An 11,255-nucleotide genomic window follows, 5' to 3' on the forward strand; every position below is an offset into this window, starting at 1 on the left:
TTTTGGCACGCTGTTGAGTTCTCAAGGAACGGACACTTCCTTCGGACCGCCTTCCAGCGGGCCCTCCGGGCGCTTCGTTCTTTCGTGTTCCCAGCCTATCAGATGCTTTCCGCACCGTTTCCGGCGCTTCGTTCATCCGATCTGCTTTCCTTCGGCCTTTCGGCGTTTCCGACTCTAGCAGATCACTCTGCGGCGTCTTTCGCGCTCCGGGCTCTCGGGGAACTTTATCGAATTTCAGTCCGAGGACCTCTTCGACAAGCTCGACTCTAGCCGAACCGCGCTTCACAAAGCGAATCCGACCGCAATCGACTTAAACACGCACAACAATTCGAGCGGAGGCGCACCGAAGTACGGCTCAGCCAAGAAGAGAGGTGGTGATCGAGAGGATTGGCCGCTACGGGACCGTCCGCGCCGTTGCGTGTCCGGCGCTCCCAGGCGAGCGACCAGTGAACACTACCCGTCCCTGGTGGTGGAGGCAAATGCCCAGGCCGGCCCGGTTACGTGAACGGGCTCGCCGCCCGTGGGCACTCCGGAGCCACCGAAACCGGCCGTCGGATGGCCGGATGTGACAGATCACCGTCATTGCGGTCATCCGGCGCTGCCAGCACGATGAGGTCATGCCCACTCCGCACCGTGTCGTCATCGCGGTCTTCCCCGAGGTCGACCTCCTCGACGTCACCGGCCCGGCCGAGGTCTTCGCCCTCGCCAACCGGGAGACCGACGGCCGCGCGGGCTACCAGGTCCGGCTGGCAGGCCCCGAGGCCGGCCCGGTCGTCACCTCGGCCGGGGTCCGCCTGCTGGCCGACCTCACCTTCGCGGAGGTGGGGACCGCGGTGGACACCCTGTTGGTGCCCGGCGCCGTGGACCTGCGGCCCGACGGTCCGGTGGCCCTGGTCGACGACACCGTCGTGGCGTGGGTGAAGGAGACCGCGCCGCACGCCCGCCGGATCGCCTCGGTGTGCGTGGGAGCGCATCTGCTCGCGGCCGCCGGGCTGCTGGACGGGCGGCGGGCGACCACGCACTGGTCGACCGCGGCCCAGCTCGCGGCGGACCACCCCGAGGTGAGGGTCGACGCCGACCCGATCTTCGTCCGTTCGGGCCGGGTGTGGACCGGCGCGGGGATCAGCACCTGCATGGATCTGGCCCTCGCACTGGTGGCCGAGGACCACGGCGAGGACCTGGCCCTGGCCGTGGCCCGGCAGCTGGTGATGTACCTGCGGCGGCAGGGCGGTCAGAGCCAGTTCAGCGTGCCGCTGAGCCGGCCCGCCCCGGCCCGCAGGGACATCGACGAGCTGCGGGTGTTCATCACCGAGCACCTCGACGAGGACCTGTCGGCGGCCGCGCTCGCCGGGCGGATGTGCCTGAGCGAGCGCCATTTCGCCCGGGTCTTCCGCCAGGAGACCGGCACCAGCCCGGCCGCCTACGTGGAGGCGACCCGGGTCGAGGCGGCCCGCCGCCTGCTGGAGACCACTGACCAACCACTGGAGCAGATCGCGTCGGCCGCCGGGATGGGCTCGGTGGAGACCCTCCACCGAGCCTTCCGCAAGCAGATCAACACCACCCCGGCCTCCTACCGCCGCCGGTTCCGCGCCACGTCCTGACCGCTCCGACTCCCCTTCTCCCCGCCCCCGGCTCCCGGCCCCTTCGACGCGTGAGGCGTCACCGCCGCGGCCCCGCCGTGCCGTGCCCGTTCCCCGGAAGGCGCCCGCCGGCCGATCCCGGCGGTGCCGGCCCTTCCTCACTGCTTCCCGACCACGTCTGTCTGTCATCCGCTGTCTGTCACCCGCCCGAAAGGACACTCCTCACCCATGTCCGTCTCCGCGTCCCTGCGCACCGTCGTCGGCCTCGACAACACACCGCCCCGCCTCGCCGGGAGCACCTTGATCATGATCGACTTCCAGAACACCTACCGCAGTGGCGTCATGGCCCTGGAGGACGCCGAACCCGCCCTGGCCGCCGGCGCCCGCCTGCTCGCCACCGCCCGCGCGGCGGGTACCCCGGTCGTCCACGTCGTCAACGACGGCGGCGAGGGCACCCCGTACGACATCCGCGCCGAGATCGGGGCGATCAGCCCCGAGGTGGCACCGATCGACGGTGAACCGGTCGTCGTCAAGCAGGTCCCCAATGCCTTCCACGGCACCGATCTGGAGAAGACGCTGCGCGAGCTGGGCGCCGGGTCCGATCTGGTGCTGGCCGGGTTCATGACCCACATGTGCGTCACCTTCACCGCCCAGGGGGCCTTCAACCTCGGCTACCGGCCCACCGTCGTCGCCGAAGCGACCGCCACCCGGTCACTGGCCGGGCCCGACGGCGGCATCGTGCCCGCCGCCGACCTCCAGCGGGCGAGTCTCACGACCATCACCGATCTCTTCGGCATCGTCGTCCCCACCGTCGACCACCTCACGGTCTGACCTCCTGTCGGTGGTGGCGGCAGATCCACCGCCACCACCGGCGGCACGTCCGTCCACCGGCCCCGTCGACCCGGGCCGCGCCTCCGCGCGGGCCGGTGGGCAGCCGGGCGACCGGGCGGGCGGGAGCACCGTCGGAGCTCTGCTAATGTTGGCGGGCAGCATCGACGCGGGCCTATAGCTCAGACGGTTAGAGCGCTTCCCTGATAAGGAAGAGGCCACAGGTTCAAGTCCTGTTAGGCCCACCGATGGAACCCCCGGACTCCGGTCCGGGGGTTCATCTGTTTCCGCCGGTCCGCGCGACCGGGTTCCCGGCCCGGCCGGATGCGTGCGCACCGGCCGGCTCCGGGCGCGGTGGCCCTGGGCGCGGCGGCCCGCCCCGACGGGGTGGGTCAGGAGAGCAGACCGTTGTAGTCCGGCAGCTTGAAGGTCCGCTCGGCGTGGCCGCCGTCCAGGTCGGTCCAGTTGTTGCCAACGCTGGCGATGATCGTGTAGCCCTCGTTCTCGACCTTGATCCGCTCGTCGGTCTTGTACTTCTGGACCGGCTTGAAGAGGTCGCACAGGTCACGCCCGTGCAGCTCGTCGACGGTGTAGCCGGCCTCGGTCAGGCTGTGCCGGGTGATCGGGGCGATGAAGTCGACCCGCGCGGTGACGAAGATGATCGCGACCCCGCGCGCGTGGGCGTACTGGGCCAGCTCCACCACCGGCTTGATGCCCGACATCGCGAACGGGTGGAAGTGCGTCGCGAGCGTCGTGTTGTCGATGTCGAAGACGATCGCGCGCTTCTCGTTCGCCGGCTCGGCCGTGCGCTGCTCGACGTAGGCGCGGGCCGGCGCGATCGCGGCGGTCACGTCGGCCAGCCACTGGGCCTCGGTCACCGTGGCGGTGCTCGCCGAGGCGGCGGCGGGCGCCCGCACCGGGGCCGCGGTGGCCTTCGGGGCCGCCGGGGCCGCGACCGCGGGGGTGGCGAGACCGGTGGTGATCGCGCCCGTCAGGACCGCGGCGGCGACGAGTCGTGCCTTGATTCTCATATCGGCGGTGTGGCCTTTCGTCTGAGGGTCTGTCGGGCGACGTGGCGGGTGGGGCGGTGGACGGCGCCGGCCGCGACAACGGCACGGGCGGAACGGCGACCTTGTCGAACGGCGGTCCGCGGCAGCCGCCCCGCACCCGGACCCTCATGTCAAGGGCATGCCAGGCGGCCCGGCAGCAGGGTCCGCCTCCGGGAGGAGAACGCCGACCGACAACGGGCATCGGGGTGGCGGGCACGGCCCGCTGGGCGAGAACGTACTGCAGTCAACGGCGTGCGCCAATACCCGGGAGTAACAAACAGTCGGCGAGAGGGCGAACAGCAAGGGGCTGGCCCTCGCGCGCCGAGAACCGAGCCCGCCCGCCGCCGCGGCCGTCCCCCTTCCGTCCGCGCCTCGCCCGTGAACGCCCGGCACTTCGCGCACGCCGCCCCCGAGGGTGGTCCCGCAACTGGTCCTTCGCAGCACGGGAGTGGCCGGCCGTGGACCGCGCCCCGGGTTCCCTTCGGGGAGGAACTGACCCCGGTTCACCTCGGCGACCCGCGCGTCACGGCAGTCGGGTAGCGGGCGCCTCCCCCCGACCACGTGCGGGCCGCCCGACCTGGAGAGACGAGCCAGGCCCCTGTTATCGTGCGCCGATGTCAACGATCAAGCAGTTCCAAGTGACCTTCGACTGCGCGGAGCCTGTGCGCCTCGCCGCCTTCTGGTGCGAGGTGCTGGGGTACGTCCTTCCGGAGGTTCCGGAGGGCTCCGCCACGTGGGAGGAGTACTACCGCTCGCTGCCGCCCGAGGACGCGGTCTACTTCGCGTGCACGGACCCCTCGGGCGTGGGCTCGCGCCTGCTCTTCCAGCGAGTTCCCGAAGGCAAGGTCGTCAAGAACCGGGTGCATCTCGACGTGCGGGTCGGCACCGGGCTCGTGGGTGAGGAGCGCCTGGCCACGCTGGAGGCCGAGTGCGCACGGCTGACGGCGCTCGGCGCGAAGCACGTGCTGACGCAGCGCGCCGACGGCGTCAACGAGTCGTGCATCACGATGCAGGACATCGAGGGCAACGAGTTCTGCCTCGCCTGATTCCCCTCCGGGACCGCGGGGAGGGGGGCCGTCTCCGGCCTCGGGGAGCAGCGGGGCGGCCGGCGGTGCGTGAACGTGATCATCTCGCGCGCGGGCCCAGGGCGTCCTCCTCCCCCTCGTCGGAGCTCTCGCCGGTCCGGCGGGGAATACGTTTCCACCGCATCCCGGAATTCCCGGACACCCGATGTCCTTCCGCGTGAACCCGACGTTCCGGCCGGCCGGAATACTGCTTCCGAACCGCCCAGAATTCACGCATTCCGCCGACCCGGCCGTATCCGTACACCCCTCGCCCGGTCTGCCCAACCACCTGTCTCCACAAGGCTCTTGCCCGAGTTCATACGGACTCGACACGAACCGTCGGTCCGCGAAAGGGCATTCGGCCACCCTGGCGCGAAGAGATCTCTTCGCCTTTTCCGGATTCCTTACTACGATGCGCTGAGTCGGGCCCGCCACCCCGGTGGGCCCACGCACGAGGTATCGAGGCACCATGGCGGACGACCACGCACCAACGGCTACACCGCGCTATCTCACGATTCTTGACGAAGCCGCCCGGATCGCATCCGAACTCGGTCACGAATACGTCGGAGTCGAGCACCTGTTCCTGGCGATCCTGGCAGACCCGCGGGCGGTGCCCACCCAGGTCCTGACGGATTTCGTCCCCCCGGAGCAGGTGACGGCCGCCCTCCATGAGCTCCTGTCCTCGCCCGGCTACAACACGCCGACCCGGAACGTCGTGCTCCCGCCCGAATAGCCGGCGGCGGAACGGCGCGCACCACCACCGGGCCGGCGTGCGGCCACGCCTCACGCATGTCAACCGCTCATCGCGAAAGGACAATCGTGTCAGGATCTCGATCCATCCGCGCCGCTCTGGTGGCCTTCGCACTGGCCGTGCTGACGCTGTTCGCCGTCCAGGGGGTCGCCGCCGCGGCTGCCCCCGAAGCCCCGTCGGCGAAGGTCGCCGCCGTTCAGGCACCCACGGTCGGTCCCTCCGTCCAGGAGAGCGCCACCGGGCTGCTCGGCACGTCCTGGTGCCGCATCGGCTCGGTGGTCTACGAGTGCTCCTCCATGCCGGAGTGCACCCCGGCCAAGGACGGCAAGACCTACAGCGACCCCAGTGGCAACGACTGGCGCTGCGGCCTCTGGAACGGTTACTGGGCCTGGGCCGCCCAGCAGGGCTGCGTCGCACCCGCCGAACTCGCGACGGGCCTGGCCGAGCCGGGCCTGACGCCCGCCCGGTCGGTCGCGCCCGGGCGCGAGCTGCTGCGCTGCTGAGCCGTCCGGGGCGCGCCGGCCTGTCGTGCCGGCGCGCCCCGGGCGTGCCGACCACCCACCCCGGGCACGCCCGACCACCCACCCCCGGCCACGCGATCAGGCGCAGGAGACATGAACCCGTTCATCGACCGCCGACGACTCATCCTCTCCGGCCTGGCGGGGGGCGCCCTGGCCCCGCTCGCCGCGGTCCCGGCGGCCGCCGCGAGCCCGGCGCGGCCGGAGACACCGGACCGCCCCCGCGGCTTCGCCCCGGGCGACTGGCACTCCGTCCGCGACCAGTTCCGGCTCTCCCGCGACTACGCGCAGTTCGCGGCCTTCACGTTCGCCGCCCACCCGGCCGGCGTGCGCGAAGCCATCGCGACGCACCGGAACAGGCTGGACGAGGATCCGAGCCGCTACCACCGGGAGAACGCGGACCGCGAAGTGGCCGTCCGCACGGCCGCCGCCGCCTACCTGGGCGTCCGCCCCCTGGAGGTGGCGCTGACCGACAGCACCACCATGGGGCTCGCCCTCCTGTACCAGGGGCTGCGGCTCGGGCCGGGGGACGAGATCCTCACCACCCGGCACGACTTCCACTCCACCTACGAGGCACTGCGCCAGCGCGCGCTGCTGACCGGCGCCGCGGTGCGCCGGGTGAGCCTCTACGACGACCCGGCCGCCGCCTCGGCCGACCAGCTGACGACGCGGCTGCTGGCCGCCGTGACCCCGCGCACCAGGGTCCTCGCGCTGACCTGGGTCCACTCCGGCACCGGCGTCATGCTCCCGATCCGGATGATCACCGACGCGGTGGCCGGGATCAACGCCCGCCGGGACGCGGCCGACCGCCTCCTCGTCTGCGTGGACGGCGTCCACGGCCTCGGCGCCGACGACACCGCGGTGGCGGACCTCGGCTGCGACTTCTTCGCCGCCGGCACCCACAAGTGGCTGTACGGGCCGCGCGGTACCGGCATCCTCTGGGGACGCGAGGACGCCTGGCCCCTCGTCCAGCCGATCATCCCCAGCTTCGGCTGGATGCGCGAGGAGCCGCCACCCGTCATCGACCCCGGCCTGATGGCCACCCCGGGGGGCTTCCACGCCTTCGAACACCGCTGGGCCCTCACGGAGGCGTTCGCCTTCCACACCGCCATCGGCCGGGAGCGGGTCGCGCGCCGCATCCGCTCGCAGGCCCGGCAGCTCAAGGACGGACTCGCCGCGCTCCCCGGCGTCCACGTCGCCACCCCCCGCGACGACGCGCTCTCCTGCGGCATCGTGTGCTTCTCCGTCACCGGCCGGACGCCCCGGGAGGTCGTCACGCGCCTGGAGTCCGAGCACCGCGTCCTCGCCGACGTCACCCCGTACGGCGGCGCCCTGGTCCGCCTCGGCCCCAGCCTGGTCACCGACCCGCAGGAGGTGGACCGGGCCGTCCGCGCGGTGGCCGCGATCAGCCGCCGCTGACCGGGCCGCCCCCAGTCGGTGCGCTCCGTCCGGCCCGGAGAGCACCGCATCCGAAGGGTCCGGCCTCCCCCCACCGCGGCGCGGCCGCGGCCGTGCCTCGCTCAAGGCCGGCCGCGCGGCGCCCGACATCCCGGTGCGGCCCGGGCGGGTCGCCCCGGCCCCGCGCGGAATTCCCCAGATCGAGGTCAGCCTGGACATCGACGCCAACGGCACGGCCCAGGTGTCCGCCAAGGACCGCGCCACCGGCAAGCCTCAGCCGTTCAGCACGCTCGGCGAAGCACTGCCCCAGGCCGACCTCGACCGGATGATCGCCGAGGCCCGGTAGGGCCGCGACCCGCGTACGGGGCGGACGGGCGTCAGTGGTCGGGTGAGATCGACCCGCGATTCCCTGACGGATCGTCAGGGGATCGCGACGTCGGTCCTCCGCGGCGCCGCCGGTCAGGGCCACAGGTGGGCGCCGAGGGTGGTGCCCTCCGGGGCGCCGGGGAGGACGTAGGCGACGGCGGAGGCGGTGTGTTCGATGAAGGGGTTGAGCGCGTCGCGCTCGGCGAGGCGGTTCTGGACGCGGGTGAACTGGGCCGGGTCGCGCACGAAGGCGCAGAAGAGCAGGCCGCGGTCGCCGGGGGCGTCGTCGTAGCTGTAGCCGCGGCGCAGCATCCGGGCGCCGCCGTCGAGGCGGGGGCCGGTGAGGCGGACGTGGGCGGTGGCGGGGATGACGTAGGCGCCGTCGGGGCGCTTGGCGTAGAGGTCCGGCTCGTCGTGCTCGGCGGTGCCGGTCAGCGGGGCGCCGTCGGGGGCGCGGCGGCCCATGGCGAGGTCCTGGGCCTCCCCGGGGAGGGCGGTGAACGCGGCGGTGTCCATCCGGATCCGCCGGTAGACCAGGACGGTGGCGTTCTCGTGCGGCCCGGGCGGGCCCCAGACCCACTGGCGGGCGGCGTCCTGGTCGGGGTTGGCGGTGCCGTCCTTGAAGCCGAACAGGTTGCGGGGCGTGGCGCCCGGTGCGGTGGGGGGCAGGAAGCCGGACTGCGCCCAGCGTGGCGTGGCGCCGGCGGCCAGGGCGGCCGTGGTGGCGAGCTCGGCGACGACGGCGAGCGTCCAGTGGTCGGCGGCGCACAGCTGGAGCAGCAGGTCGCCGCCGCCGCGGGCCGGGTCGAGGCGGTCGCCGGGGAACGGCGGCAGGTCGGCGAATCCGGCGGGGACGGCGAGGGTGAGGCGGGCGGCGAGGTCCGGGCCGAGGCCGACCAGGGAGGTCAGTCGGCGCGCTCCGCCGTCGGTGCGCAGGCGCGGGTCGGGGGTGGGGCCGGTCGCCGCGGCGAGGGTGGCGGTCCAGGCGGTGAGGAGGGTGCGCAGGGCCGCGCGGTCCGCGGCGGCGGAGGCCGGCGGGAGGTCGAAGGCGAGCAGCTTCGTCGCGGGGAGTTGCGGGGCGGCCAGGACGGCGGACGTCAGCGCGGCCTGCCGGGCGCCGTGGAACGGGATCGGCGGCTCGGGCGGCGGCGCGGCGGTGCCGGTGGTGGTGCGGCCCGGTGTGCGGTGGTCGTCCGCCAGTTCCCCGACCGTCGCGCCGACGCCGGCGGCGAGCACCGCCCCGGCCGCCAGCAGCGCTCGCCGCCGCCCGACGCCGGGCCTGGCGGAGGGGTTCGACGGCGGCGCGATCTCCGGTTCAGTGGGCATGCGCCCTATTGGAGACGGTAGAACACATGGCATGCAAATCAAGCTTTCTGACCGTTCGTCATTGTTCAAGGCGGTTGCCGCGGCCGTCGTGGCCACCGCGGTCGCGGTGGCGGCCGGCGGGTGTTCCTCCACCGGTCCGGCCGCGTCGGACGCCGCGCACCCGGCCGGGGATGTGGTCCGCGTGCCGGAGGACTTCCCCACCGTGCAGAAGGCGGTGGACGTCGCGAGGGAGGGTGACACGGTGCTGATCGGCCCCGGCACCTACCGCGAGAGCGTGCGCGTCGCCAAGCGGAACGTCGTGGTGCGCGGCACCGACCGCGCCGCCGTGGTGCTCGACGGCGGGCTGAAGCTGGCCAACGGCATCACCGTCACCGGGCCCGGCTCGGTGGTGGAGAACCTCACCGTCCACGGCTACCTGGCCAACGGCGTGCTGTTCACCGGCGTCACCGACGAGAAGCTGCAGCAGCGCGGCGCGGGCGGCTCGGCGTACGACCCGCTGGACACCGGCCGCTTCCCGCCCGTGGAGGGCTTCCGGGCGACCCGGGTGACGGCGTACGGCAACGGGCTGTACGGCATCTACGCCTTCGACGCGCGCGCCGGGGTGATCGAGGACTCCTACGCGTCCGGGCACGCCGACTCGGGCATCTACGTCGGCCAGTGCAAACCGTGCGACACCCTGGTGCGCGGCAACACGGTGGAGCGCAACGCGGTCGGCATCGAGCTGACCAACGCCTCGGACGGCCTGTCGATCCTGGGCAACCGCGCGGCGGGCAACCGGGTGGGCGTCACGGTGAACTCCAACGACCTGGAGGCGCTGGCCCCGCAGCACGGCGCGGTGATCGCGGGCAACGTCGTCGTCGACAACAACGCCGCCGACTCGCCGGAGCAGGCGGACGGCGGTTTCGGCATCGGCATCGGGATCGGCGGGGGCACCGCGAACCGGGTGGAGCGCAACCTCGTCCGGGGCAACCGCGCGGCCGGGGTGGTCGTCACCGACCCGGCGGGGCACCCGGCGAGCGGCAACCGGGTCGAGGCCAACCAGGTGGACGGCAACGGCGTCGATCTGGTGCTGGCCTCCGTGGACCCGGGCAACTGCTTCGGCGGCAACCGGCCCGCCGTCCAGAGCCCGGCCGGCCTGGAGGCGGCGGCGGCCTGCGGCGGACCGGGGCACGGGCCGCTGCCCGGCGGCCGACCGGCCGCGGTCCAGGCGCCTCCCGGTGTCCCGTTCAGCCGCGTGGCGGCGCCGCCCGCCCAGCCGTCGCTGCCGGACCCGTCGGTGCCCGGCCGTCCGGCGACCGGCCTGCCGGGGGCGGTCGACCCGGCGGCGTACCCGCTCCCGACGGACCCCGGCACGCTGCCGCCGCGGCCGGCGGGCTGACGCCGGGCGTGGGCGGGGGCGCGGGAGGACGGAGGGCCGATCGCCGGGCAGCCGGGGGACGGCGGGTGACCGGCCCGCCGGCCCGTCAGCCGGTGAGCCAGGGGGCCTCGGGGAGCCTGGCGGTGTCCTCACGCCCGCCGAAGGCGACCGCCGTCGGCGTGCCCAGGCCGGGCAGCCGCATCGTCACCCGCCCCAGCGCGCCGTCGTCGTCGACCCAGTAGGTCAGCGGCGACCGCTCGCCGTCGGGCGCGGCGCCCTGGGCGCGCGGGCCGGAGAACCGGTCGTAGTCGTGTCCGTCGAGGCGGTCGCGGCCGAGCCGGCGCGCGCCGGACTGGGCGAGCAACAGCGGGTTGTCGGGCCGGTCGGCGCCGAGCTGGACGATCAGCTGGAGCCCGGCGTCCAACGGGTCCGCGGTGTAGGTGCGCGGGGACCAGCCCTGCCGGGGCACCCGCTCGGCCTGCTGCCAGGCCGGGCCGTCGGCACCGGCCGGTTCGGGGGCGAGCCCGAGACCGCCGGCGTCCCAGACGACCAGGCCGCGGTCGAGCGGGCCGTTCGCCCCGGTGACCTGGTAGCGGCCGGCGCCCCGACGGGTGCGGTAGTCGACGACGCCCTCGACCCGGACCTCGACGCCCCCGCCCTCGGCCGCGGTGAGCGTCACCGCGACCGGGCTGGCCTGGAACAGGGTCAGCCGCGACAGCGCGAGCCGGGAGGCCTCGTCGACGGTCACCGCCCGCTCCCCCGGCTCGGCGGCGACCGTGCGGTAGGCGACCAGCCCGCCCGCGGTGCCGGCGCACACCGCGAGGGCGACCAGGGCCCTGAGCCGGAAGGTCCGACGGCGCGGCCCGGGAGCCGTCGTGGGCGGGTCGGCCTTCGTCGTCCGGGCCATGGGTCTTCCTTCTCTCGTCGGTCGGTCAGCACGCTCGGGCGGGTCCGGGGACCTGAGGTCTCCGGACCCGCCCGAGCGGCGGCGCCTCAACAGCGGCGCCTCAAATCGGCG

Annotated in this window: 10 protein-coding genes, 1 tRNA gene and 1 pseudogene; 9 read left to right on the forward strand and 3 right to left on the reverse strand. The window is 73.8% G+C overall.

Annotated elements, in window-relative coordinates:
* The first annotated feature begins 617 nt into the window (after nucleotides 1-617).
* The 3 genes from ACFXHB_RS37980 (at nucleotide 618) to ACFXHB_RS37990 (ending at nucleotide 2,653) form a co-directional block, all read left to right on the forward strand.
* Nucleotides 618-1,601 (forward strand): GlxA family transcriptional regulator, encoded by a 984-nt coding sequence (locus tag ACFXHB_RS37980; protein ID WP_380580502.1) that lies wholly within the window; start codon nucleotides 618-620, stop codon nucleotides 1,599-1,601.
* Between the two features lie 207 nt (nucleotides 1,602-1,808).
* Nucleotides 1,809-2,411: an isochorismatase family protein gene (locus ACFXHB_RS37985; RefSeq protein ID WP_380580504.1), complete on the forward strand. Its 603-nt coding sequence runs from the start codon at nucleotides 1,809-1,811 to the stop codon at nucleotides 2,409-2,411.
* Between the two features lie 168 nt (nucleotides 2,412-2,579).
* Nucleotides 2,580-2,653, forward strand: a tRNA-Ile gene (locus ACFXHB_RS37990).
* Between the two features lie 147 nt (nucleotides 2,654-2,800).
* Here ACFXHB_RS37990 and ACFXHB_RS37995 read toward each other — a convergent pair.
* Complete coding sequence (locus ACFXHB_RS37995; RefSeq protein ID WP_380580506.1) at nucleotides 2,801-3,439, reverse strand: HAD family acid phosphatase; 639 nt, start codon at nucleotides 3,437-3,439, stop codon at nucleotides 2,801-2,803.
* Nucleotides 3,440-4,071: 632 nt separating this feature from the next.
* Between ACFXHB_RS37995 and ACFXHB_RS38000 the strand changes: the two genes are divergently transcribed.
* The 5 genes and pseudogenes from ACFXHB_RS38000 to ACFXHB_RS38020 all read left to right on the forward strand — a co-directional run.
* Nucleotides 4,072-4,503, forward strand: a complete 432-nt coding sequence (locus tag ACFXHB_RS38000; RefSeq protein ID WP_380580508.1) for a VOC family protein — start codon at nucleotides 4,072-4,074, stop codon at nucleotides 4,501-4,503.
* 487 nt (nucleotides 4,504-4,990) lie between these two features.
* Entirely contained in the window at nucleotides 4,991-5,254 is a 264-nt protein-coding gene (locus ACFXHB_RS38005; protein ID WP_380580510.1) for a Clp protease N-terminal domain-containing protein, read from the forward strand.
* Nucleotides 5,255-5,340: 86 nt separating this feature from the next.
* The gene (locus ACFXHB_RS38010; RefSeq protein ID WP_380580512.1) at nucleotides 5,341-5,775 is read left to right on the forward strand and encodes a hypothetical protein; all 435 of its coding nucleotides are present in this window, start codon (nucleotides 5,341-5,343) and stop codon (nucleotides 5,773-5,775) included.
* Nucleotides 5,776-5,886: 111 nt separating this feature from the next.
* On the forward strand, nucleotides 5,887-7,209 hold the full coding sequence (locus ACFXHB_RS38015) for an aminotransferase class V-fold PLP-dependent enzyme (RefSeq protein WP_380580514.1): 1,323 nt from the start codon (nucleotides 5,887-5,889) through the stop codon (nucleotides 7,207-7,209).
* 154 nt (nucleotides 7,210-7,363) lie between these two features.
* A pseudogene (locus tag ACFXHB_RS38020) lies at nucleotides 7,364-7,528 on the forward strand (Hsp70 family protein); the annotation flags it as partial.
* Nucleotides 7,529-7,647: 119 nt separating this feature from the next.
* Here ACFXHB_RS38020 and ACFXHB_RS38025 read toward each other — a convergent pair.
* Nucleotides 7,648-8,880, reverse strand: coding sequence for a Dyp-type peroxidase (locus ACFXHB_RS38025; RefSeq protein ID WP_380580516.1), 1,233 nt, complete (start codon nucleotides 8,878-8,880; stop codon nucleotides 7,648-7,650).
* 61 nt (nucleotides 8,881-8,941) lie between these two features.
* Between ACFXHB_RS38025 and ACFXHB_RS38030 the strand changes: the two genes are divergently transcribed.
* On the forward strand, nucleotides 8,942-10,258 hold the full coding sequence (locus tag ACFXHB_RS38030; RefSeq protein ID WP_380580518.1) for a nitrous oxide reductase family maturation protein NosD: 1,317 nt from the start codon (nucleotides 8,942-8,944) through the stop codon (nucleotides 10,256-10,258).
* An 85-nt stretch (nucleotides 10,259-10,343) separates the two neighbouring features.
* On the opposite strand, the gene ACFXHB_RS38035 is transcribed toward ACFXHB_RS38030, so the two are convergent.
* Nucleotides 10,344-11,144 carry a hypothetical protein gene (locus ACFXHB_RS38035; protein ID WP_380580520.1) on the reverse strand — a complete coding sequence of 267 codons (801 nt, stop codon included), beginning with the start codon at nucleotides 11,142-11,144 and terminating at the stop codon, nucleotides 10,344-10,346.
* Between the last annotated feature and the right edge of the window lie 111 nt (nucleotides 11,145-11,255).

It is taken from the genome of Kitasatospora sp. NPDC059327 (genome assembly GCF_042752535.1).
Taxonomy (GTDB): Bacteria; Actinomycetota; Actinomycetes; order Streptomycetales; family Streptomycetaceae; genus Kitasatospora.

Coding starts and splice junctions, on each gene's coding strand:
- ACFXHB_RS37985 (WP_380580504.1), top strand. CDS start 1,809: ATGTCCGTCTCCGCGTCCCTGCGCACCGTCGTCGGCCTCGACAACACA.
- ACFXHB_RS38025 (WP_380580516.1), bottom strand. CDS start 8,880: ATGCCCACTGAACCGGAGATCGCGCCGCCGTCGAACCCCTCCGCCAGG.
- ACFXHB_RS38000 (WP_380580508.1), top strand. CDS start 4,072: ATGTCAACGATCAAGCAGTTCCAAGTGACCTTCGACTGCGCGGAGCCT.
- ACFXHB_RS38015 (WP_380580514.1), top strand. CDS start 5,887: ATGAACCCGTTCATCGACCGCCGACGACTCATCCTCTCCGGCCTGGCG.
- ACFXHB_RS37995 (WP_380580506.1), bottom strand. CDS start 3,439: ATGAGAATCAAGGCACGACTCGTCGCCGCCGCGGTCCTGACGGGCGCG.
- ACFXHB_RS38035 (WP_380580520.1), bottom strand. CDS start 11,144: ATGGCCCGGACGACGAAGGCCGACCCGCCCACGACGGCTCCCGGGCCG.
- ACFXHB_RS37980 (WP_380580502.1), top strand. CDS start 618: ATGCCCACTCCGCACCGTGTCGTCATCGCGGTCTTCCCCGAGGTCGAC.
- ACFXHB_RS38005 (WP_380580510.1), top strand. CDS start 4,991: ATGGCGGACGACCACGCACCAACGGCTACACCGCGCTATCTCACGATT.